This window comes from Pseudomonas sp. NY15463 (assembly GCF_048068415.1).
Taxonomy (GTDB): Bacteria; Pseudomonadota; Gammaproteobacteria; order Pseudomonadales; family Pseudomonadaceae; genus Aquipseudomonas; species Aquipseudomonas mosselii_C.
The window spans coordinates 315,789-338,001 of record NZ_JBLUQD010000005.1 but is presented as its reverse complement, the minus strand read 5'-3'; the positions used below and the strand labels follow the sequence as shown (position 1 = coordinate 338,001).

General features: G+C 63.2%; 17 protein-coding genes. 12 read left to right on the top strand and 5 right to left on the bottom strand.

Annotation, left to right across the window (positions count from 1 at the left end):
• Positions 1–204 precede the first annotated feature (204 nt).
• The 6 genes from ACNFIC_RS14820 to ACNFIC_RS14795 all read left to right on the top strand — a co-directional run bounded on the left by ACNFIC_RS14820 (position 205) and on the right by ACNFIC_RS14795 (position 7,187).
• On the top strand, positions 205–516 hold the full coding sequence (locus ACNFIC_RS14820) for a DUF883 family protein (RefSeq protein WP_138220936.1): 312 nt from the start codon (positions 205–207) through the stop codon (positions 514–516).
• 9 nt (positions 517–525) lie between these two features.
• Positions 526–900 (top strand): phage holin family protein, encoded by a 375-nt coding sequence (locus tag ACNFIC_RS14815; RefSeq protein WP_138220937.1) that lies wholly within the window; start codon positions 526–528, stop codon positions 898–900.
• Positions 897–1,226 (top strand): hypothetical protein, encoded by a 330-nt coding sequence (locus ACNFIC_RS14810; RefSeq protein WP_138220938.1) that lies wholly within the window; start codon positions 897–899, stop codon positions 1,224–1,226. Before ACNFIC_RS14815 ends, ACNFIC_RS14810 begins: the two co-directional genes overlap by 4 nt.
• Positions 1,227–1,302: 76 nt before the next feature.
• A complete protein-coding gene (locus tag ACNFIC_RS14805) occupies positions 1,303–2,634 on the top strand; it encodes a deoxyguanosinetriphosphate triphosphohydrolase (protein WP_138220939.1) in 1,332 nt (443 codons plus the stop codon).
• A 283-nt stretch (positions 2,635–2,917) separates the two neighbouring features.
• A complete protein-coding gene (locus ACNFIC_RS14800) occupies positions 2,918–3,538 on the top strand; it encodes a response regulator transcription factor (protein WP_138220940.1) in 621 nt (206 codons plus the stop codon).
• A 7-nt stretch (positions 3,539–3,545) separates the two neighbouring features.
• Complete coding sequence (locus tag ACNFIC_RS14795; RefSeq protein ID WP_416781291.1) at positions 3,546–7,187, top strand: transporter substrate-binding domain-containing protein; 3,642 nt, start codon at positions 3,546–3,548, stop codon at positions 7,185–7,187.
• 33 nt (positions 7,188–7,220) lie between these two features.
• Here ACNFIC_RS14795 and ACNFIC_RS14790 read toward each other — a convergent pair whose 3' ends face one another.
• On the bottom strand, positions 7,221–7,565 hold the full coding sequence (locus ACNFIC_RS14790) for a YggL family protein (protein ID WP_138220942.1): 345 nt from the start codon (positions 7,563–7,565) through the stop codon (positions 7,221–7,223).
• Between the two features lie 185 nt (positions 7,566–7,750).
• Here ACNFIC_RS14790 and dacB point away from each other — a divergent pair, with 185 nt between their 5' ends.
• The gene (gene dacB / locus ACNFIC_RS14785; protein WP_138220943.1) at positions 7,751–9,214 is read left to right on the top strand and encodes a D-alanyl-D-alanine carboxypeptidase/D-alanyl-D-alanine-endopeptidase; all 1,464 of its coding nucleotides are present in this window, start codon (positions 7,751–7,753) and stop codon (positions 9,212–9,214) included.
• A 143-nt stretch (positions 9,215–9,357) separates the two neighbouring features.
• Here dacB and ACNFIC_RS14780 read toward each other — a convergent pair whose 3' ends face one another.
• Together ACNFIC_RS14780 and rlmKL are read right to left on the bottom strand one after the other, a co-directional pair.
• Positions 9,358–11,754 carry a diguanylate cyclase gene (locus ACNFIC_RS14780; RefSeq protein WP_416781290.1) on the bottom strand — a complete coding sequence of 799 codons (2,397 nt, stop codon included), beginning with the start codon at positions 11,752–11,754 and terminating at the stop codon, positions 9,358–9,360.
• 98 nt (positions 11,755–11,852) lie between these two features.
• Positions 11,853–14,045, bottom strand: coding sequence for a bifunctional 23S rRNA (guanine(2069)-N(7))-methyltransferase RlmK/23S rRNA (guanine(2445)-N(2))-methyltransferase RlmL (rlmKL, locus tag ACNFIC_RS14775; protein WP_416781289.1), 2,193 nt, complete (start codon positions 14,043–14,045; stop codon positions 11,853–11,855).
• Between the two features lie 549 nt (positions 14,046–14,594).
• Between rlmKL and rmf the strand changes: the two genes are divergently transcribed.
• Positions 14,595–14,810 (top strand): ribosome modulation factor, encoded by a 216-nt coding sequence (rmf, locus tag ACNFIC_RS14770; protein ID WP_003248687.1) that lies wholly within the window; start codon positions 14,595–14,597, stop codon positions 14,808–14,810.
• 121 nt (positions 14,811–14,931) lie between these two features.
• Here the strand turns inward: rmf and ACNFIC_RS14765 are convergent, their stop codons facing one another.
• Positions 14,932–15,954 carry a quinone-dependent dihydroorotate dehydrogenase gene (locus tag ACNFIC_RS14765; protein WP_416781288.1) on the bottom strand — a complete coding sequence of 341 codons (1,023 nt, stop codon included), beginning with the start codon at positions 15,952–15,954 and terminating at the stop codon, positions 14,932–14,934.
• A gap of 126 nt (positions 15,955–16,080) precedes the next feature.
• On the opposite strand from ACNFIC_RS14765, the gene ACNFIC_RS14760 reads away from it, so the two are divergent.
• From ACNFIC_RS14760 to ACNFIC_RS14745, 4 genes are all read left to right on the top strand, one after another.
• Positions 16,081–17,295 (top strand): CmpA/NrtA family ABC transporter substrate-binding protein, encoded by a 1,215-nt coding sequence (locus ACNFIC_RS14760; RefSeq protein WP_138220947.1) that lies wholly within the window; start codon positions 16,081–16,083, stop codon positions 17,293–17,295.
• 10 nt (positions 17,296–17,305) lie between these two features.
• Positions 17,306–17,884 (top strand): ANTAR domain-containing response regulator, encoded by a 579-nt coding sequence (locus tag ACNFIC_RS14755; RefSeq protein WP_138220948.1) that lies wholly within the window; start codon positions 17,306–17,308, stop codon positions 17,882–17,884.
• Positions 17,885–18,074: 190 nt separating this feature from the next.
• Positions 18,075–19,286 carry a nitrate/nitrite transporter gene (locus ACNFIC_RS14750; protein ID WP_416781287.1) on the top strand — a complete coding sequence of 404 codons (1,212 nt, stop codon included), beginning with the start codon at positions 18,075–18,077 and terminating at the stop codon, positions 19,284–19,286.
• Positions 19,283–20,941, top strand: coding sequence for a bifunctional protein-serine/threonine kinase/phosphatase (locus ACNFIC_RS14745; protein WP_138220950.1), 1,659 nt, complete (start codon positions 19,283–19,285; stop codon positions 20,939–20,941). Before ACNFIC_RS14750 ends, ACNFIC_RS14745 begins: the two co-directional genes overlap by 4 nt.
• A gap of 166 nt (positions 20,942–21,107) precedes the next feature.
• Here ACNFIC_RS14745 and ACNFIC_RS14740 read toward each other — a convergent pair whose 3' ends face one another.
• Entirely contained in the window at positions 21,108–22,145 is a 1,038-nt protein-coding gene (locus tag ACNFIC_RS14740; RefSeq protein ID WP_138220951.1) for an OmpA family protein, read from the bottom strand.
• Positions 22,146–22,213 lie beyond the last annotated feature (68 nt).

The window sequence follows — 22,213 nt, the reverse complement described above, 5'->3', positions numbered from 1 at the left end:
TACGAGCAGCCTGTGTGGTTTTTTCTTGGGTTTGTCGTGGATTGGGTTAAGGTTTATCGGTATTTGCGCAAGCCGTGCACAGGTTCGGCGCAGTCACGGCACTGACGCACCGGGAGTAAGCAAAGGCTGTACCAGCACATCATGCTGAACCTTCGCAGCCGCGCAATACTCGAAATAGCCACACACATCCACAGGGAGAGGCCCATGGCCAGCAAATCCGCAAAGACTGCACAAGACATACTGATGGCTGACTTCCAGGCGCTGGTGCGCGACACCGAGAAGCTGCTCGCCGACACTGCCAACCTTGCCGGCGACCAAGCCGATGAACTACGCGAGCAGATCCACGAGCGCCTGGCACAAGCCCGCGAAAGTCTGCAACTGACCCAGGAATCGGTACGCCAGCGCGGCCAGGCTGCCGTCGGTAGCGCAGAGCAGTACGTACAGGAGAACCCATGGCAAGCGGTCGGTATCGCCGCAGGCGTAGGCCTGCTGATCGGCCTACTGGCCAAACGCTAAGGAGCGCTCATGGACAACGACGCCATTGGCACCGGCGCCTCCGGCAGGCGTCTGGGCGCAGCCGTGTTGGGCCTGTTGCACAGCCATATCGAGCTGTTCGGCATCGAGTTGCAGGAACAAAAGGCCCGCACCCTCAGCCTGTTGCTGTTCGCAGGCTTGGCGCTGGTCTTCGCTCTGTTGCTGCTGACCGCCCTGTCGGGGCTGGTGCTGGTGCTGCTGTGGGATAGCTACCGCCTGGCCGGCATCATCGGCCTGTGCGTGTTCTACAGCTTGGCTGCGCTGTTCTGCGCACTGCGCCTCAAAGCCGCGGTGTTCGATGAATCCTCGCCATTTGGCGCCACGCTCGAAGAGCTGGCCAAGGACCGGGAGCGATTGTTGCCATGAACCTGCCAGAACTTCCCGACACGCGTAATCCGCGCGAGTTGCGTAAGGCTTTACTGCGTCTGCGCATGGAGATGCACCGCCAACAGATCCGTCACGAATCCGGGCAGATGCTCGAGCCGATCCGCCGCCTGCGTGGCAGGGGCAGTGCGTTTGGCGAAGGTCTAGGCATCAAGCACGGCTCGCTGTGGGGGCTGGGCGCCGTAGTGGCGATGGGCTTTTTCACTGGCAAGGGCGTGCGCAGCGGCAATCTGGCACGGCTGGTCCGTCTGGGCACCACGCTGGTGCCGCTGATTCGCTTGTTCATGGGCCCCAATCGGCGTCCCTGAATCCCGTGTGGCGCGCCCTTGCCACGGCGCGCCACACGGGAGAAGCTATGCCCTCTCATTGACCGGAGATCACGCCTTGGAATGGCAGACCCTGCTGACGCGCGAACGCTTGGGCAAGGCCCTCTACAGCCCCGAGGAGCTGGGTCGCAGCCCGTTTCACAAGGACCACGACCGCATCATCTTCTCAGGTGCCTTCCGGCGTCTGGGACGCAAGACTCAGGTGCACCCGGTTACCAGTAACGACCATATCCACACCCGCCTGACTCACTCGCTCGAGGTCAGTTGCGTGGGCCGGTCGCTGGGCATGCGTGTAGGCGAAACCCTGCGCGAAGCGCTGCCAGATTGGTGTGAGCCGAGTGACCTGGGAATGATCGTGCAGTCCGCGTGCCTGGCCCACGACATCGGCAACCCGCCCTTCGGCCACTCTGGCGAGGATGCCATCCGTCACTGGTTCCAGCAGGCTGCCGGACGCGGTTGGCTGGACGACATGAGTGACGACCAACGCGCCGACTTCCTCAATTTCGAAGGCAACGCCCAAGGTTTCCGCGTGCTGACCCAACTGGAGTACCACCAGTTCGACGGTGGCACCCGACTGACCTACGCGACTCTGGGTGCCTACCTCAAGTACCCCTGGACAGCGCGCCACGCCGACGCTCTGGGCTACAAGAAGCACAAGTTCGGCTGCTACCAGAGCGAACTGGGCCTGCTTGAGCAAATCGCCAGCAAGCTGGGCCTGCCACAGCTAGAGCACCAGCGCTGGGCACGCCATCCGCTGGTCTACCTGATGGAGGCCGCTGACGATATCTGCTATGCCCTGATCGACCTCGAAGACGGCCTGGAAATGGACTTGCTGCAGTACGCCGAAGTCGAGGCACTGCTGCTGGACCTGGTAGGCGACGACTTGCCGGAAACCTACCGGCAGCTCGGCCCACGCGACTCGCGCCGACGCAAGCTGGCGATCCTGCGCGGCAAGGCCATCGAACACCTGACCAACGCCGCTGCGCTGGCCTTCGTCGAACAACAGCAGGCGCTGTTGGCTGGGCGCCTGGCAGGCGACCTGGTCGAGCACATGCACGGCCCGGCGCAACGCTGCGTGCTCCAGGCCAAGGACATGGCACGCAAGAAAATCTTTCAGGACAAGCGCAAGACGCTGCACGAAATCGGCGCCTACACCACGCTGGAAATTCTCCTCAACACCTTCTGCGGCGCCGCACTCGAGCAGCATGGCGGGCGCACGCCGTCGTTCAAGAGCCGCCGAGTGCTGGACCTGATTGGCAACAATGCCCCTGATCCACACGGTTCGCTGCATGCCGCATTCCTGCGGATGATCGATTTCATCGCGGGTATGACAGACAGCTATGCCAGCGAAATGGCCTGCGAGATGACCGGCCGCTCAACCCCGACCTGAAATCTGCGGACGATGACCGCCTCAAGCTCAAGGTCGGTCATCGCTTCAAAAGTAAGAAACTTCTTACTTTCAAATTTAATATTGAACACCCACACAATAAAAAAAGTAAAACCTGACCAAAGTGCCAACATCAGCACAAAACATTTCACAACTTGTAGCATCTCATCGGGCTCGACGTAGGACATTTCCTATATAGTAGTTTTCGACCAAACTTCGCTGCCCCACCGACATCCAACTGAGTTAATGTTTCCACTCTTTCGCCAAGCCGACTGGAATCTTGAACATGCACTCAGTATTTATTGTCGACGACCATCCCGTCATCCGACTGGCTATCCGCATGTTGCTGGAAAACCAGAATTACCGGATCGTCGGCGAGTCAGACAATGGCGTCGATGCCATGCAGATGATTCGCGAAGCCCGCCCGGACCTGGTCATACTCGACATCAGCCTGCCCAAACTGGACGGGCTCGAAATGCTCTCGCGCTTCCAATCCATGACCTTTCCCTTCAAGGTGCTGGTGCTCACCGCACAATCGCCAGCGCTGTTCGCCATCCGCTGCATGCACTCCGGCGCGGCCGGTTATGTATGTAAACAAGAGGATCTCGGTGAACTGCTGAGCGCGATAAAAGCAGTCCTGTCTGGTTACAACTATTTCCCCAGCCTGGCACTCAAGCCCACTCAAACGGCACAAAGCGACGAACTCGCACTGTTCCGTCACGTCAATGACCGTGAACTGATGGTGTTGCAACTGTTTGCCCAAGGGCGTAGCAACAAGGAAATCGCCAAAGGCATGTTCCTAAGCAACAAGACCGTCAGCACCTATAAGAAACGCCTGATGCACAAGTTACGCGCGAGCACACTCGTGGAACTGATCGACGTCGCCAAACGCAACGCGCTGGTCTGAGGGCATCATGCAAAGGCCATTGGCAACCTCTCTGTTGTGCCTGTGGTTATGGCTGGGCGCGTGCACGCCATCTAGCGACGCAGCCATCGACGACGGCAAAACATTCACGCTACTGAGCCGCTTGACCCGCACCTCGCAGCAGCCCACCCTCTCCCTGGAACAACGTCAATGGCTGGCGACGCGTCAGGAACTGGTACTGGGCACCTCGGCCCCGGACTACCCGCCATTCGACATCACCACCGGTGGACGTGAATATCAGGGCCTGACTGCCGACTACGCCGGCCTGATCGCCAGTGCGCTGGGCCTGCCGGTGCGGGTGCAGCGCTTCCCAAGCCGCCCAGCGGCGGTCGCCGCGTTGAAAAGCGGGCGGATCGACCTGCTCGGCAGTGCCAACGGCTACGAATCCGCCCGCCAGGGGCTGGTGCTTTCTCACCCCTATGCCGTCGACCAGCCGGTGTTGGTAACCCGCGAGGACGAAACCCGTGCCCTGAACACCGGCCTGGACGGCATGCGCCTGAGCATGCTCTACCACTACCTGCCATCGCAGGAGATCCGCGCAAGCTACGCCGGCGCGCAGCTGATCACCTTCGAATCCTCGACCCAGGCCTTGAATGCCGTGGCCTTCGAACAAGCCGACGTGTTCATCGGCGATACCATCTCCACCCATTACCTGATCAGCCGGGGGCACCTGCCGCGCCTGCGCATGGCCAGCTTCGGCAAACATGAAATGGTCGGCTTCAGCTTCGCGCTGCGCGACGACAACCCGATGCTTCTGAGCTTGATCAACCTTGCCCTGGAAGCCCAGGGTAAGGTTAGCCGCAGTGACATCTTCAAGCGCTGGAGCGCCAGCAGCGGCAGCCTGCTGACCGACCTCAAGCTCCAGCTGTCACCGCTCGAGGAACGCTGGCTTCGCGAGCACCCGAAGATGCGTGTGGTGGTCAACGATACCGCCGCCCCCCTGACCTACTTCGACAGTAACGGACGCCTGCGGGGCATCGTGGCCGATCTGCTCGAAGTCATTCGCTTGCGCACGGGCCTGCATTTCGACATTCAGCGCGCCAGCGGCGAAAGCGACATGATCAATCAGCTCCTGACCGAGCGCGCAGACATCATCGCCACGCTCCCGACCGACACCCACCGCAACCTTGCACTGCGCGTCAGCAGACCCTACCTCGAAAGCGCCTACGTACTGGTCAGCCGTGAAGGCACCGATCAACCCACCAACCTCAAGCAACTGATCGACAAACATGTCGCGGTGCCACGCGACAGCGACGTGGCAGCGTTGCTCAACCGCCAGCATCCGCACATTCACCAGGTCGCCACCGACAGCACGTTCTACTCCATGGCTCTGCTGGGCAGCGGCGCGGTGGACGCCGCAGTCGCGACCCTCATCGATGCCAATCACATGCTGGCCAGCAACGATCGACTGGTGATCCGCACCACCGTCGGCACCGAACCCGCGACATTCTCGATGGCTACCCGGCCACAGGCCGGGGAGCTGGCATCGATTCTGGACAAGGCCCTGCTCAGTGTTTCCCCTGAAGAACTGGGGATCATCAACAGCCGCTGGCGCAACCATGACGTGCACAACGATACCTACTGGCGCAACTCGCGCAGGCTGATCCTGCAAGTGGTCACGATCATCGCTGCGCTGCTGGTCGTGGCACTGGTCTGGAATGCCCGCCTGCGGCGCCAGATCAAGCAGCGCCAACTGGCCGAGCGAGCACTGAGCGATCAGCTGGAGTTCATGGGCGCCCTGCTCAACGGCACGCCGCATCCAATGTACGTGAGAGACCGCGAAGGCCGCCTGAAGAGCTGCAACGACAGCTACCTCGAGGCCGTTGGCACCAGCCTTGAGCAGATCCTCGGCAAGCGTCTGCAAGACACCCTGTTCAGCCAGTGCACGTACGTCCATCAGATCCAGGATGACTATCGACGGGTAATGGAAGAGGGGCGACCGATGATCCTCGACCGCCCGCTGCGACTCAAGGAGCAGGAACTGACTATCTACCACTGGATCTTGCCCTATCGCGACTCGCTGGGGGAAATGCAGGGCATCATCGGCGGCTGGATCGACATCAGCGAACGCCGCGCACTGGTCCAGGACCTGCGCCTGGCCAAGCAACAGGCCGATGACGCCAACCGTGCCAAGAGCACGTTCCTGGCCACCATCAGCCACGAGATCCGCACGCCGATGAACGCCCTTATCGGCATGCTCGAACTGGCACTCAAACGTGCCGAGCATGGCCAACCTGACCGGCCAGCGCTACAAGTGGCTCACCACTCGGCCAAGGACCTGCTGGCCTTGATTGGCGACATCCTCGACATCGCCCGCATCGAGTCCGGGCAGCTGTCCCTGGCACCCGAGCCGGTCGACCTAGCCAACTTGATCGAATCAGTAGGCCGGGTATTCGATGGCCTGGCACGGCAGAAGGGCGTGACACTGAAGGTGGTGGTCGCCCACGAAGTCCGTTGCCACGCGATGCTCGATCCACTGCGTTTCAAGCAGGTACTGTCCAACCTGGTGAGCAATGCGATCAAGTTCACCGAACAAGGCCAGGTCCGAATCAGCGCCAGGCTCGACAACGGTGGAGAACCGGGCAAGCCCATCCTCGACCTCGAAGTCCGCGACAGCGGCATCGGCATCCACGAGCACGACCTGCAACGTCTGTTCACCCCGTTCGTACAGGCAAACCCCTCCAGCGACGGCGCGCGGGCCGGCAGCGGGCTGGGCTTGGTGATCAGCCGCAACCTGTGCACCATGATGGGCGGCGAGATGACCCTGCAAAGCCTGCAGGGCGTTGGCACGCGGGTCAGGCTGACGATGCCTTTGCAGTGCGTCGAGCCGCCCGCCCCGCCATCGACCGACGACGCAGGCATCGATCGCCCCGACATCTGCCTGAATATCCTGGTAATCGACGACCACCCGGCCAATCTTCAACTGATGACACGCCAACTGAGCTATCTGGGGCTGTGCCAGGATAGCGCCCGTGATGGCAACGAGGGCTTGTGCAAGTGGCGTGCAGGCAACTATGACGTGCTGATCGTCGACTGCAATATGCCGCACCTAGACGGCTACGAGCTGGCACGCAGGGTACGCCGGGAGGAACGCCTCGATGGCAAGGCGCCTTGTGTGATCCTCGGCTACACCGCCAACGCCCAGCCCGAGGTCCGCCAACAGTGCCTGGACGCCGGCATGGACGATTGCCTGCTCAAGCCCATCGGCTTGCAGGCACTAGGTCGACGCCTGGCAGCCCTGACCCACGGTCTGCATCCCACCCGTTGCGGCACGGGTGAACGCGCGCCGTGCTGCGACCTCGACGGCCTGTGCGCCATCAGCGGCGGCGATCCCGATGACCGCGAACGGCTGCTCGACACGCTGCGCCAGAGCCTGCGTGAAGACCTGCAGATCCTGATGGCGATCGACCTGCAACGCACTCCCGAGGCAGGTGCCGCCCAGGCGCACAAGATCCTCAGCGCCGCACGTATGCTGGAGGCGGCGTCATTGATCGAGGCGTGTGAAGCGCTACAAGCACCGGGGCTGACCGTGGCCGAGGCTAAAATGCGTCGCCAGGTACTGGCGCGGCACATGCGCCGCGTAGAGAACACCCTGGCCAGGCTGAACGACAGCCCGACCGAGGGGGAGTGAAGCGGCATACAGCCAGGTATGCCGCCACCGGTATCAGGAAGCCGGGTTGATCGGCTTTTCCGGGTACCAGGCATCCAGCAGTGGGCTGACTTCGATGTTGGTCAGCTCGCTGCGGCCTTTGAGCCACGCTTCGACAGTGGCGCGCTGCTCTTCGCTGACCGAGCCACGCTTGGCCAGGCAGACCAGGCCAAAGTCGTCACCGCCGACGTAGTCCAGGCCATTGGCATCCATGGCTTCAGCCAGGAAGGCGTCGAGGAAGGCATCGATGGCTTCATCGGACAGGTCTTCCTTGAAGCCCAGGTTCAGTTCGAAACCCAACTCCTGGAATTCATCCACGCACAGCTTCTTGCGCAGACGACGGGAACGGTTGGTAGCCATGGAACAATCCTCTCAAGTAATTACGGCCGGCACTTTACCAGTTTATTGGCGCTAAAGGCGCATTTGCATCGAACAAGGTCCCAGTCGCCTGCGCTTGGGGCATAATGCGTACCTTATTTCCGTCTGGGGCCACCATTTCTTACAGCCCCTTTGTCTTTCCCCTCGCCAGCAGGGTATTCGTATCCATGATCAAGACGCTTCGTCCACTGCTGCTCGCCAGCCTGTTCCTACCCTTCTCGCTGACCAGCCAAGCCGCCGCCGTCAACACCAGCCTGCCGCCAAAGGTGCAACAGGCCCTGGCCAAGAACAAACTGCAAGACTCAGCCCTGTCCCTGGTGATGCTGCCGCTCGACGGTCCTGGCAATGCCACGGTGTTCAACGCCGATGTGTCGGTGAACCCGGCCTCGACCATGAAGCTGGTCACCACGTATGCCGCCTTGGAGCTACTGGGCCCGACCTTCCAGTGGAAGACCGAGTTCTATACCGACGGCACCCTGAGCAACGGCGTGCTCAACGGCAACCTATATCTCAAAGGCGGCGGCGACCCCAAGCTGAACATGGAAAAACTCTGGCTGCTGATGCGTGACCTGCGCGCCAACGGCGTGCGCACGGTGACCGGCGACCTGGTGCTGGACCGCAGCCATTTCGTGCAGCCCAACCTGCCGCAGTTCAATGACGACGGGGGCGACGAAAACAAGCCATTTTTGGTCAAGCCCGACTCGCTGCTGGTCAATCTCAAGGCCCTGCGCTTCGTGGCGCGCAACGATGGCGGCAAGGTGTTGGTGTCGGTGGAACCGCCGATCGCCAACATCCGCATCGACAACCAGGTCAAGGCCACCCCCGGCAAACAGTGCAGCGGGGATGTGCGCTACAACCCGGTCCCACAGGCCGACGGCGTCAGCGTGACGGTCAGCGGTCAGCTCGGCGAGGGCTGCAACTCGCAGACCTATCTGTCTCTGCTGGACCACTCCACCTACGCCGCCGGCGCGGTGCGCGCCATCTGGAGCGAGCTGGGCGGCAGCATCCAGGGTCGTGACCGCATCGAAGACGTGCCCAAGTCGGCGCGCCTGCTGGCCCGGGCCTTCTCGCCCGACCTGGTGGAAGTGATTCGCGATATCAACAAATACAGCAATAACACCATGGCCCAGCAACTGTTCCTGAGCATCGGCGCACAGTTCCGTAGCGACGCAGACGGCGACGATGCGCGTGCAGCCCAACGTGTCGTGCGCCAGTGGCTGGCCAAGAAAGGCATTACCGCACCGCATCTGGTGATGGAGAACGGTTCGGGTCTGTCGCGCGCCGAACGGGTCAGCACCCGGGAAATGGCCGCTCTGCTGCAGGCTGCATGGAAGAGCCCCTACGCCGCCGAGTTCATCAGCTCGATGCCGTTGGTGGGGATGGACGGCACCATGCGCAAGCGCTTGAAACGCACCGCCATGAGCGGCGAAGGGCATATCAAGACTGGCACGCTCAACACGGTACGGGCGATCGCAGGCTTTAGCCGTGACAGCAATGGCCACACCTGGGCCGTCGCGGCCATCCTCAACGATCCAAAACCCTGGGGGGCCTCGCAGGTGTTGGACCAAGTGCTGCTGGAGCTGTATCGCCAGCCGAAGCTGACTAGCGGCACGGCAAACATCGCGCCTTGAGCCCTACCACATGCCTGGCTAGCCGTTAGTCAGGCAGCGTCTGTTCTGGCGCCGTCGCGGGTGTATTCGCTCGCGATGGCGATCCAGTCAGTCGCGTGAACGAATACACAACTTCCTCGAAATACGCAGTGACACCCCGCACCTCAAGGCAATTCTCCTTCGACCCGATCCCGCCCAGCCTGCTTGGCCGCGTAGACCCCGGCATCGGCGCGTAACAGCAAGGCATCCGCCCCCTCGCCTTCTCGCCAGCCCGCTACCCCGAAGCTCGCCGTTATTCGCCCAACGCCCTCCACCGGCACACCGCGCACACCTTGCCACAGCTCCAGGGCCAGTTGCTTGGCCTGCTCGGCATCGCTGCCCGGACATAGCACCATGAACTCTTCTCCCCCGAGGCGACAAAACACATCGGTACGTCGCAACCGGTGGCTAATGCGCTGGCACAAGCTACGCAGAACCACATCACCCACCGCATGCCCGAACTGGTCATTGATCCGCTTGAAGTGATCGATATCCAGCATGATCACCGCCAGATCCAGACGCTCGCGGCGTGCGCGATCCAACTCGATACGCAGCCGGTCCTGAAAATAACGCCGGTTGTAGATCCCCGTCAGCACATCGGTGATGGCCAAGGCACGCAACTCCTCCTCCACCCGCTTGAGGTCGGAAATATCCGTCAGGTAGCCATGCCAAATCGTACAGCCGTGCTCGCCAATTTCCGGTGTCGCCTCTCCACGAACCCAGCGCAGGCCGGCTCGGGGCAGACGCACCCGATACTCTTCGCGCCACGGGGTCAGGTGCTCGGCCGAGTAACGCACCGAAAGCCGAACCCGCTCCAGATCATCAGGATGGATCCGCTCGAACGCAGCGCAGGCATCCTCACGCAGCACGTGCAGATCGATCTCGTAGATATCCAGCAGGCCCTCGCTGGCGTAGGGGAAGCACGAATGGCCATCGGCATCCAAGCGATACTGGTAGATCCCGCCCGGCACTTCGGCACTGAGTTTTTTCAACAACCGGTCGCGGGCTGCCAGCGCCTCGTGCACCCGGCGCTGCTCGGTGACGTCGATGCAGATCGCCAGGTAACCGACCCACAAGCCCTGTTCGTCCAGCACAGCGGTCACCAGCATGTTGGCCAGTAAGTGGCTGCCGTCCTTGCGCACCAAGGTCCACTCGCCCGACTGTACCCCTCCCTCCTGCAAGGTCTCGGCGAACATCGCCTGACCGGCATTGATGTCGCGCCCATGACGCAGGCTCAGGGCATGCGCACGTCGATGCAGCTCTTCGGGCTGGACGAGATCTTCCAGGGTCAGGCGCCCCAGCGCCTCATCGGCCGCATAGCCGAGCATGCGCTCAGCGCCGGCATTGAACGTCCCGATCACCCCCTTGAGCGTGGTGGCGATGATCGCCACCTGAGTCGCGGCGTCGAGCACGTTACGCAACTGGTTATGCGTCTCGCGCAGCGATTGCTCGCTCACCCGCAGCTCGGCCGTGCGCCGCGCTACGAGTCCGAGGGCGCGCTGACGCTGGCTGAACAAGCTGTACAGCAGCACCGCCAGCAGCACACTCAGCAATCCGCCCAACAGGCTCACCACAGGCACCGCCGAGGAACGATTGGCCAGCAGGAAGTCCTGGCTGGGGCGGATGTCCAGTTGGAAGTGGTGATCGGCCAGGCGTAGCAGTTGGCTGCTGACCAGCGCCATCGGTGCTGGTGCGTTGCCTGAATCGAATAGCACTTCATGGGCATTGTCGGTGGACAGGTCGTAGATACGCACCACCAAGTCATCGTCGGCCTCGGTCGGCAGGCTCTCGGCGATCAGTTGGTGCACGCTGAGCAAAGCCATCACATAACCGCTGGGCGCGTCGCCTGCAGAGTGCGCGCCAGTGAACACCGGTGCGACGATCAACAAGCCAAGGGTGTAGCCGGACTGGACATGCACGCTGAGCATGTCCATCGGCGCCGACACCGCCATGCTGTCAGGGCGAGTGGCACGTGCCAGGGTGGCTGCACGCAGCGGCTGACCCAGCAGGTCCAAACCATAAGGTTGGTCCTGCCGGTTGACCGCCTGGGTGTAGAGGATCGGGTAATACACCTCACGCGGCGGCGCGACCTGCCAGCCGTCTTCGGCGCTACGATCACGAATCGCGTAAGGCTGCCCTAGACGCTCGCGCGCCTGGCGCTCGAAGACCTGACGCTGCTTGCCCTCCACCCGCGGCGCCCAGGAGAACGCCTGGGTACGGCGCAGCAACGGACGGGTGTAGCCGGCGAACTCGCTGGGCGTGATTTCGGTGGAATAACTGACGAAACGGCGCAGCCCGTCCAGGCGCTGCTCCTGCTCCTCGAAACGTTCGGCAATACGGCTGTAGCGCTCGCTGGCCAACAGCTCGAAGCGCTGGCGCAACTGCTGGGTATAGAACGACTGGGTGGCGAGTGCCAGCGCGCCGGTGAGCAAACCACCAGCGACCAGCGCGGCCATCGCCACGCCCCAGGCCGACAACTCGTCACCGAGCGGGCCAATCCACTTTGCAGGTACCTTCCACATAGAGGGCTCTCAGCAACTTCAGCTTCAGCGTCCTGCGAATGGTTCAGCCCTGCCCTACTTATAGCCAATGGCCAGCAGCGACGCCAGCCCCTTGTGACTCACCGTAGGCGTAATTGCCAGGCGCGGTGAATGCGGTTGTTACGCGCGAAGTCCGGGTCCAGCGTCTGGGCGCTGATTTCCTCCACCGCATAGCGCGTCGCCAAGTGCTCATCGAGCTGGAACTTGCGGAAGTTGTTGGAGAAGTACAGCACGCCGCCAGGTGCCAGACGGGCCATGGCCAGGTCGAGCAACTCGACATGATCACGCTGCACATCGAACACCCCTTCCATACGCTTGGAATTGGAGAACGTCGGCGGGTCGATGAAGATCAGGTCGTAGCTGTCGGTCGCGTTCTGCAACCAGGCCATGACATCGCCCTGCTCCAGGCGGTTGCGCTCGGAGAAACCGTTAAGCGAGAGGTTGCGCCGCGCCCAGTCCAGGTAGGTCTTGGACAGGTCGACGCTGGTGGTGCTGCGCGCACCGCCCTTGGCCGCATGCACGGAGGCGGTGGCGGTGTAGCAGAACAGGTTGAGAAAACGCTTGCCGGCGGCCTCGCGCTGGATGCGCATGCGCATGGGGCGGTGGTCGAGGAACAGACCGGTATCCAGGTAGTCGGTCAGGTTGACCAGCAGCTTGACGCCGCCTTCGCTCACCTCCTGGAAACGCCCCTCGGTGGCCTGGCGTTCGTACTGGCGAGTGCCGCTCTGGCGCTCGCGGCGTTTGAGCACCACGCGTTGCTGGTCGATGCCCAGCGCCTGCGGGATCGCCGCCAGGGCGTCGAGCAGGCGAGCCTGGGCCTTGTCCGGGTCGACCGAACGGGGCGCGGCGTATTCCTGCACGTGCACCCAGTCGTGGTACAGGTCCACTGCCAGGGCGTACTCGGGCATGTCGGCGTCGTACACCCGGTAGCAGTCCACCTGCTCGCGGCGGGCCCACTTGCCCAACTGCTTGAAGTTCTTTTGCAGGCGGTTGGCGAACATCTGCGCACCTTCGGACAGCCGCGCCGGCTCACTGGCCAGCGGCGCCTGGCGTGGCGCCTCGCCGTCTTGCGGCTGGGCCGCACGCCGCTCGCCCGTGACGAACTGATCAGGCTGCACCTTGAACAGCAGCAGCTTGCACGGCAACGCGCCGTTCCAGAACGCGTACTGTTTATGGCTGCGGATACCCATGCGCTTGCCCAACTCCGGCGCGCCAGTGAACACCGCGGCTTCCCAGCCCATGCAGGCCTGACGCAGGCGCTCGCCGAGGTTCTGATAGAGGTACAGCAGGCTGGCCTCATCACCCAGACGCTCGCCGTAGGGCGGGTTGCTGATGACCAGGCCTTTCTGGTTCTGGTCTGGGCGCGGCTCGAAGCTGGCCACCTCACCCTGATAGATCTTCACCCAATCGCCCAACCCGGCACGCTCGACGTTGTTGCGCCCCGGCTGGATCAGCCGTGGGTCGGCCTCGTAGCCGCGAATCCACAGCGGCGGCTTGGCCAGTCCGGCCTGGGCACGGGCCTGCGCCTCGTCGTGCAGCTTGCGCCAGAGGGCCGGCACATGCCCGAGCCAGGCGCTGAAGCCCCAGCGCTCGCGCTTGAGGTTGGGCGCGATGTCGGCGGCGATCATCGCCGCCTCGACCAGGAAAGTACCCACGCCACACATCGGGTCGGCCAGGGCGCCACCCTCAGCCGCGATGCGGGGCCATCCGGCGCGGATCAGCACGGCGGCAGCCAGGTTCTCCTTAAGCGGCGCGGCACCCTGCTGCAGGCGATAGCCGCGCTGATGCAGGCTGTGGCCAGACAGGTCCAGCGAGAGGATCGCCTCGCCTCGGTCCAGGCGCAGATGCACCCGGACATCCGGATCGAGCTTGTCTACGGACGGGCGCAAGCCCTCGCGGTTGCGCAGCTTGTCGACGATCGCATCCTTGACTTTCAAGGCACCGAAATGGGTGTTGTCGATGCCCGAGCCATGCCCGCTGAATTCCACCGCCAGGGTCCCGTCGGCGGCCAGGTGATCGGCCCAGTCGAACCCGTGGACACCGTCGTACAGGTCGTCAGCGTTCTTCATCGAGAAGCGCTTGAGCACCAGCAATACCCGGTTCGCCAGGCGCGACCACAGGCACAGGCGGTAGGCGGTTTCCATGTCGGCATCGCCGCGAATGGCCGAGGTGTGTTCACGCACCTCGCTCAGCCCCAACTGACGGGCCTCATCGGCAAGCAGGCCTTCAAGGCCTTTGGGGCAGGTGAGATAAAGTTCGAAACGGTCCGACATGTGTCATCCAGAGCCATGGGCTAGGTAGATGGCAGGCCGACGCATCGGCTGCCGCTGTTTGCCTGCGCGGCCTTTCGACAGACCCGCAGGTGGCCTGCGAAGCACTCGCCAGGCCAGGCCACCGGACAGTGGCAACCTGTCGCGCGGTGGCGCGCAGGCTTTGATCATCCGGCAGTACGAAAATTTCCTCGACGCAGCGCCAGGATATGACCCTTCGTCGTATTACTGATTATTACCGCCAGCGACTGACGGCGCTGGCAAAATGACGTCAACTTCGCCAGAAGCCCAATCTTAGCTGGGTTAGCCGCGAACGCGGTTCAGTCGCATTCGTTTACTTATCCCCGTAGCCACGAAAACGTTACGTCCTTATGACAAATCGATCATTCCCACTGTGACGCTCATTCGTTAGAACTGGTCTCAGGCCGTTCCGCAAAGGGGCGGCACTTTCAGCCCGCCACGCCGGCAGCGGGCGCACACCGGCAGAACGATTCTGCCCGGCCTCGGAGAGGCCGACGGGACATTACAGTCAACAAGTGAGGGCAACACCCTATGAGAAGACTTAAGCGTGATCCGTTGGAAAGAGCATATTCACGTGGCTACCAGTATGGGGTCACCGGCAAATCCCGCGAACTTTGCCCCTTCAATCTTCCCTCTGTTCGCCAAGCCTGGATCAACGGCTGGCGTGAAGGTCGCGGCGACAACTGGGACGGCATGACCGGCACTGCTGGCATTCATAGACTCAACGAAAATCACGCCGTTGGCTGAACGAGGACACTGAATTCGAGTCACCATGCGCGCACTATCCGTGCGGCGGGCTGCGGCCCAGGGGGCCCCATACGGGGCCCCTTTTTTATCGCGCCTCACACCGCTTTGCAGACGCCCGCCCTCAACGCGGCATCGCTGCGATCGCATCCACCGCTTCGCGGATCAGTGCCGGGCCCTTATAGATGAAGCCCGAGTAGATCTGCACCAGGCTCGCACCGGCGGCGATCTTCTCAGCCGCATGGCGACCCTCGGTAATACCACCGGCTGCGATGATCGGCAGTTTACCGCCCAGCTCGCCTGCCAGCACTTTTACCGTGTGCGTGCTCTTTTCCAGTACCGGTGCCCCCGACAGGCCACCCGCTTCAGCGCCGAACTCCAGCCCTTCGACCCCTTCACGACCCAGCGTGGTGTTGGTTGCGATCACTGCGTCCATGCCCGACTCAACCAGCGCAGCGGCCACCAGGGCAGTTTCTTCATCGCTCATGTCCGGGGCAATTTTGATGGCCAGCGGGACACGCTTGCCGTTGGCGCTGGCCAACTGCTCGCGGCGCTCGGCCAAGGCATCGAGCAGTTGCTTGAGCGAGTCGCCGAACTGTAGCGAGCGCAGGCCCGGGGTGTTTGGCGAGCTGACGTTGACCGTGATGTAGCTGGCGTCGTTGTAGACCTTCTCCAGGCAGATCAGGTAATCATCCTGGGCGCGCTCGACCGGGGTATCGAAGTTCTTGCCAATGTTGATGCCCAGCACGCCGTTGTAACGGGCTGCACGTACCCGTGCCAGCAGGTGATCGACCCCCAGGTTGTTGAAACCCATGCGGTTGATAATCGCCGTCGCCTCCGGCAAGCGGAACAGGCGCGGCTTGGGGTTACCTGGCTGCGGGCGCGGGGTGATGGTGCCGATTTCGACGAAACCGAAGCCCAGTTGGGCAAAGCCATCGATGGCCGCGCCATTCTTGTCCAGCCCTGCGGCCAGGCCGACAGGGTTGGCGAAGTTCAAGCCCATGACATTGACCGGCAACGCCGTAGGCTGTTTGCACAGCAGGCCGTTGAGGCCCAGACGGCCTCCAGCGCCGATCAGGTCCAGCGACAGGTCGTGGGAGGTTTCCGGGGAGAGCTTGAACAGCAGCTGGCGGGCCAGGGTATACATGGGCGGGCGGACTCGCGGTGTGTGAGGGGGCGATTATAGCCAGCGTGCCGCCAGGGCGACAGGGCCCTGGCACATGGGTTGCTTCGAAGCCGGTATGCAGCCCCATCCGAAACCCCGAGGTTTTCCTTGAATACCCCCCTCCCGACATCACCGCTGGCCTGGGTCAACGGCAGCGACGCGCCGGAAAAACCCAGCCTGGACATCGGTTTCATGGCCTTGAGCGACTGCGCTTCGGTGGTCGTGGCCGCAACCCAGGGCTTTGCCCAACAGCAGGGCCTGACCCTCAACCTGCACCGCCAGGCATCCTGGGCCGGGCTGCGCGACAGGCTGGTCAGCGGCGAACTGGATGCCGCCCACTGCTTGTACGGGTTGGTGTATGCCGTGCAACTGGGGATTGCCGGCGGCCCCGCCCGCGACATGGCGGTGCTCATGGGGCTGAACCAGAACGCCCAGGCCATCAACCTGTCGGCATCCCTGCAACGCAAGGGCGTGACCAATCCCGAGGCGCTAGCCCGATTGGTGCACCAGGGCGGTGCGCGCCTGACCTTCGCCCAGACCTTCCCCACCGGCACCCACGCCATGTGGCTGTATTACTGGCTGGCCAGCCAAGGCATCCACCCGCTGTTCGACGTCGACAGCGTGGTGGTGCCACCGGCGCAGATGGTCGCCCACCTGCAGGCTGGGCGTATCGACGGCTTCTGTGTGGGCGAGCCGTGGGCGGCCAACGCCGTGGCGCAACACCAAGGCTTTACCCTGGCCACCAGCCAGTCGATCTGGCCGGACCATCCAGAAAAAGTCCTGGCGTGCGCGCGTGGCTTCGTCGAACAGTATCCCAACAGCGCGCGAGCCCTGATCAAGGCAATCCTCAGCGCCAGCCGATTCATCGAGGGCAGCCTGGAGAACCGGCGTGGCACGGCCCAGCTGCTCAGCGCCAGCGGCTACCTGGACACCGCCGTGGCGAGCATCGAAGGACGGCTGCTGGGCGACTATCAGGATGGCTTGGGCAATCACTGGCAAGACGCCCATGCCCTGCGCCTGTTCGACCAAGGCCGGGCCAACCTGCCGTACCTGTCCGATGGCATGTGGTTCATGACTCAGTTCCGCCGCTGGGGCATCCTGCGCGAGGACCCGGACTACCTCGGCGTGGCGCAGCAGGTCCAGCAACTGGACCTGTACCGCGAGGCCGCCGACGCACTGGACGTGCCCTGCGCCCAGGCGCCGATGCGCAGCAGTCTGCTGATCGATGGCAGCCGCTGGGACGGCAGCGACCCTTATGGCTACGCACGCAGCTTCAGCCTGCATGCACTGGACGCGGGCGCCCCTGCTCGCGTGGGGCGCTGAGGAGATGGCCGTGCTACGGGTTCTGTTGATCGACGACACCGAAAAGAAAGTCGGCCGCCTCAAAGCCGCGCTGGTCGAAGCCGGCTTCGAAGTGATCGAGGCCACCGGACTGACCATCGACCTGCCGGCCTGCGTCGAAACGGTGCACCCGGACGTGGTGCTGATCGATACCGAGTCACCGGGACGCGATGTGATGGAACAGGTGGTGATGGTCAGCCGCGACCGTCCCCGCCCCATCGTGCTGTTCACCGACGAGCATGATCCAACGGCCATGCGCCAGGCGATCCAGGCCGGCGTCAGCGCGTACATCGTCGAAGGCATCCAGGCCACACGCTTGCAGCCAATCCTCGATGTGGCCATGGCCCGCTTCGAGAGCGACCAGGCGCTCAAGGCCCAACTGCTGGCGCGCGACCAGCAGTTGGCCGAACGCAAGCGCATCGAGCAAGCCAAGGGTTTGCTGATGAAGATGAAGTCGTGCAACGAGGAACAGGCCTACACCTTGATGCGCCGCCAAGCCATGAGCCGTCAGCAGAAGTTGATCCAGGTGGCCGAGCAGATCATCGCCATGTCGGAGATGCTCGGCGGATAGCACATCTGCCGAGCCATCGAACCTGCCACGTGCAACATTGGCCCGGCTCTTGCTCAGTGAACCTCAGGTAGCCAACGGCGGTTGCCCCACACTCTCCGACAAAGACGTCGCTCCCCTCCACGCAAGTGGACCGGGTAGCGGCGTCTTTTTCGTTTCCGCCCTTTACGTTGTACGCCGAACGAGGTGTTCGATGAATACGAGCTTCTGGAAATCCGGGCATGTGCCCACGCTGTTCGCCGCCTTCCTGTACTTCGACCTGAGCTTCATGGTCTGGTACCTGCTCGGCCCCCTGGCGGTGCAAATTGCCGCCGACTTGCACCTGACCGCCCAACAACGCGGCCTGATGGTGGCCACGCCGATCCTCGCGGGTGCCGTACTGCGCTTCATCATGGGCTTGCTGGTCGATCGCCTGTCGCCCAAGACCGCCGGCCTGATCGGCCAGGTGGTCGTGATCGTCGCCTTGGCCTGCGCCTGGAAACTGGGCGTTCACAGCTATGAACACGCCCTGCTGCTGGGCGTGTTCCTCGGCGTGGCCGGCGCCTCGTTCGCCGTCTCCTTGCCGCTGGCCTCGCAGTGGTATCCCCCCCAACATCAAGGTAAGGCAATGGGCATCGCCGGGGCCGGTAACTCGGGCACGGTGTTCGCCGCCCTGCTGGCGCCAGTGCTGGCGGCAAGCTTTGGCTGGAACAATGTGTTCGGCTTCGCCGTGCTGCCGCTGCTGCTGACCCTGGCACTGTTCGCCTTGCTCGCGCGCAACGCCCCCCAGCGTCCCAAGCCCAAGGCTATGGCCGATTACCTCAAAGCCTTGGGTGATCGCGACAGTTGGTGGTTCATGTTCTTCTACAGCGTCACTTTTGGCGGCTTCATCGGCCTGGCCAGCGCCCTGCCCGGCTACTTCAGCGACCAGTACGGCCTGAGCCCGGTGACCGCTGGCTACTACACCGCCGCTTGCGTGTTTGCCGGCAGCCTGATGCGTCCACTCGGTGGCGCGATGGCTGACCGCTTCGGCGGCATTCGCACGCTGCTGGCAATGTACAGCGTGGCGGCCCTGTGCATCGCTGCGGTGGGCTTCAACCTACCCAGCGCAGCCGCCGCCCTGGCACTGTTCGTGAGCGCCATGCTCGGGCTGGGCGCCGGGAATGGCGCGGTGTTCCAACTGGTGCCGCAACGTTTCCGCCAGGAGATCGGGGTCATGACCGGGTTGATCGGGATGGCCGGTGGTATCGGCGGCTTCCTGCTGGCCGCAGGCCTTGGCGCGATCAAGCAGCACAGCGGCGACTACCAACTGGGGCTGTGGCTGTTCGCAAGCCTCGGCGTGCTGGCCTGGTTCGGCCTGCACGGCGTCAAGCAGCGCTGGCGCACCACCTGGGGCTCGGCAGCAGTCACCGCAGCACGGGTATGAACTTGCGCCTGAGCTTCGCCCAAGCCAGCGCCACCGGCCCTCGCGAGGAAAACCAGGACGCCCTGCGCCTGGTCACTCCGGCGCCGGAGCTGGCGGCCAGCAAGGGCTACCTGTTTGCCCTGGCCGATGGTGTGAGCCAGTGCGCCGACGGCGGATTGGCGGCGCGCGCCAGCTTGCAGGCGCTAGCCCTGGACTATTACGCCACCCCCGCGACCTGGGGCGTGGCACAGGCACTGGACAAGTTGCTGCTGGCGCAGAACCGCTGGTTGCGCGCCCAAGGCAACGGCCAGCCTCTGCTGACCACCCTCAGCGCCTTGGTGCTGCGCGGACGACGCTTCACGCTCGCCCACGTCGGCGACTGTCGGGTCTACCGCTGGCAGGCCGGACGCCTGCAATGCCTGAGCGAGGACCACGTCTGGGACCAACCCGGCATGCAGCACGTGCTCAAGCGTGCCCTGGGCCTGGACCAGCACCTGCTGGTGGACTACCGCGAGGGCGAGTTGAACGAGGGCGAACGCTTCGTGTTGCTCAGCGATGGGGTCTGGGCCTGTTTGGGCGATCAACGCATCCAGACCATCTTGCGCGAGCACCCCGATCTGCAGGAGGCCGCCGATACCCTGGTAGCCACCGCTCACCACGCAGGTAGCCAGGACAACGCCAGCGCGCTGCTGGTCCAGGTCGATGCCGTGGGCGCCGCCAATCTCGGCGATACCCTTGCACAATTGCAGCACTGGCCGCTGCCCGGCGCCCTGCGCGAGGGCCAATTGATCGATGGCTGGCAGGTTGGCAGCCTGCTGGCCCACAGCCGTCAGGCGCTGCTGTACAGGGTCCAGGACAGCCAGGGCCAGCCCTGGCTGCTCAAGACCCTGCCCCAGGCCCGCGACCAGGAACCCGGCGCGGCCCAGGCACTGTTGCTGGAGGAGTGGTTCCTGCGTCGGTTGGCGGGCCGCCACTTTCCTGAAGTGCACCCCGCCGGGCAACGTCAGCACCTGTATTACCTGATGCGCGAGTACCCCGGACTTACCCTCGCCGGGCACCCGCCGATGCCGCTGGCCCAATGGCTGGAAGTCGCCCGGCAGCTGTTGCAGGCGGTGGGGGTGCTGCACCGACGCAACCTGCTGCACCGTGACATCAAGCCCGACAACCTGCACTTGGGCAGCGATGGTCAGTTGCGCCTATTGGATTTCGGCCTGGCCTACTGCCCTGGCCTGTCCGAAGATCCGCCCAACGCACTGCCCGGCACCCCGTCGTTCATTGCCCCAGAGGCCTTCGAAGGCGCCCCTCCAGGCCCCCGCCAGGACTTGTACGCGGCGGGCGTGACACTCTACAGATTGCTCACCGGACACTACCCCTACGGCGAAGTCGAAGCCTTCCAGCGCCCGCGCTTCGGCGTGCCGATCAATCCCGCGCGCTACCGGCCGGACCTTCCAGAATGGCTGCAACGCAACCTGTTGCAGGCGGTGGCCGCGGAGCCTGCACAGCGCTTCGAGACCGCTGAGCAATGGTTGCTGTTGCTCGAACGTGGCGATCGCCAGGAATCGGTAGAACGTCCACGCCCGCTACTGGAACGCGAACCGCTCAAAGTGTGGCGCACCATCGCCCTGCTGGCGCTGGCGCTGAATCTGCTGTTGCTGCTAGTGCTGCTCAAGCACTGAATAAGTAGACACCGCGCCCCTGTAGCAGCGGCCTCGTGCCGCGAAGGGCTGCGCAGCAGCCCCAGGTGCATGGGGCTGAGATCCTGGGGGACGTTGTTTGCCTTGAGAAATTTCACGCAAAGAAAAACCCGGCCAAGGCCGGGTTTTTCGTGAAGCATCAAACCAATTACTTGGCCTGGGCTTCTACCTGAGCTTCTACGCGACGGTTAACGGCGCGGCCAGCTTCGGTGGCGTTGTCGGCGACCGGACGGGTCTCACCGTAGCCAACCGAGTCAACACGGCTCGATTCGATGCCGTACTGCTGGGTCAGGACTTGTTTGACAGCGTTGGCACGACGCTCGGACAGCTTCTGGTTGTAAGCGTCTGGACCAACGGAGTCAGTGTGACCTTCCACGGTGGTGGTGGTCTGTGGGTACTGCTTCATGAAGTCAGCCAGGTTCTTGATGTCGCCGTAGCTGTTTGGCTTGACGACCGACTTGTCGAAGTCGAACTTGACGTCCAGCTCAACGCGAACGACTTCGGCAACAGCCGGGCAGCCGTCAGCGTCAACGGTAACGTTGGCTGGGGTGTCAGGGCACTTGTCGACGTTGTCGCAGACGCCATCGTTGTCGCTGTCGGAGCAGACTTCGGCAACTGGAGCAGGAGCAGCTTCAGCAGTGCGCTGTGGGCTGCCACCGAAGTTCAGGCCGATACCAACGCTCGGGGCCCACTCGGTGTCGCCCTGGTCGATGTTGTACTGGGCTTCAACGCCAGCACGGGCGTAGAACATGTCGGTGATGTACCACTTGGCGCCAGCGCCAACGTTGGCGAAGGTGGACTGGTTACGACCACCACGGCCGGTCTGGCCCAGGGACTGGTGCGAGAAACCAGCCGATACGTACGGACGGATGGCGTCGTACGGGTTGTTGAAGTGGTAAACGGCATCCAGGGCGGTGTTCGAGCCCTTGATGTTCTTGCCGTCTTCGCCACGAGCGTTGTGTACTTCGTCGTAGCCCAGACGCAGTTCAACGTCGTCGGTCAAGAAGTAACCGATCGAGCCGCCGAACAGGTTGCCGTCGTTTTTGAAGTCGCGCTGGCTGTCGAAGAATTCTTTCTTGTAGAAGCCTTCAACTTCGACGGCGCCTTGACCTTGTGCCAGAGCGCCGAACGAAGCGGCGGCTACAAGCGAACCAATGGCCAAGCCCAAGGTGTTTTTCAGTTTCATCCGTTAAATCCCCATCTGGTGATAGTTAAGCAGTCCCACCAAAATCCGGGGGACAACTCGACGGCTAG

Bases quoted from the DNA above. Each gene is read 5' to 3' on its own strand.
- ACNFIC_RS14820 (WP_138220936.1), top strand. From the start codon at position 205: ATGGCCAGCAAATCCGCAAAGACTGCACAAGACATACTGATGGCTGAC.
- ACNFIC_RS14815 (WP_138220937.1), top strand. From the start codon at position 526: ATGGACAACGACGCCATTGGCACCGGCGCCTCCGGCAGGCGTCTGGGC.
- ACNFIC_RS14810 (WP_138220938.1), top strand. From the start codon at position 897: ATGAACCTGCCAGAACTTCCCGACACGCGTAATCCGCGCGAGTTGCGT.
- ACNFIC_RS14800 (WP_138220940.1), top strand. From the start codon at position 2,918: ATGCACTCAGTATTTATTGTCGACGACCATCCCGTCATCCGACTGGCT.
- ACNFIC_RS14795 (WP_416781291.1), top strand. From the start codon at position 3,546: ATGCAAAGGCCATTGGCAACCTCTCTGTTGTGCCTGTGGTTATGGCTG.
- ACNFIC_RS14790 (WP_138220942.1), bottom strand. From the start codon at position 7,565: ATGGCTACCAACCGTTCCCGTCGTCTGCGCAAGAAGCTGTGCGTGGAT.
- dacB (WP_138220943.1), top strand. From the start codon at position 7,751: ATGATCAAGACGCTTCGTCCACTGCTGCTCGCCAGCCTGTTCCTACCC.
- ACNFIC_RS14780 (WP_416781290.1), bottom strand. From the start codon at position 11,754: ATGTGGAAGGTACCTGCAAAGTGGATTGGCCCGCTCGGTGACGAGTTG.
- rlmKL (WP_416781289.1), bottom strand. From the start codon at position 14,045: ATGTCGGACCGTTTCGAACTTTATCTCACCTGCCCCAAAGGCCTTGAA.
- rmf (WP_003248687.1), top strand. From the start codon at position 14,595: ATGAGAAGACTTAAGCGTGATCCGTTGGAAAGAGCATATTCACGTGGC.
- ACNFIC_RS14765 (WP_416781288.1), bottom strand. From the start codon at position 15,954: ATGTATACCCTGGCCCGCCAGCTGCTGTTCAAGCTCTCCCCGGAAACC.
- ACNFIC_RS14750 (WP_416781287.1), top strand. From the start codon at position 18,075: ATGAATACGAGCTTCTGGAAATCCGGGCATGTGCCCACGCTGTTCGCC.
- ACNFIC_RS14745 (WP_138220950.1), top strand. From the start codon at position 19,283: ATGAACTTGCGCCTGAGCTTCGCCCAAGCCAGCGCCACCGGCCCTCGC.
- ACNFIC_RS14740 (WP_138220951.1), bottom strand. From the start codon at position 22,145: ATGAAACTGAAAAACACCTTGGGCTTGGCCATTGGTTCGCTTGTAGCC.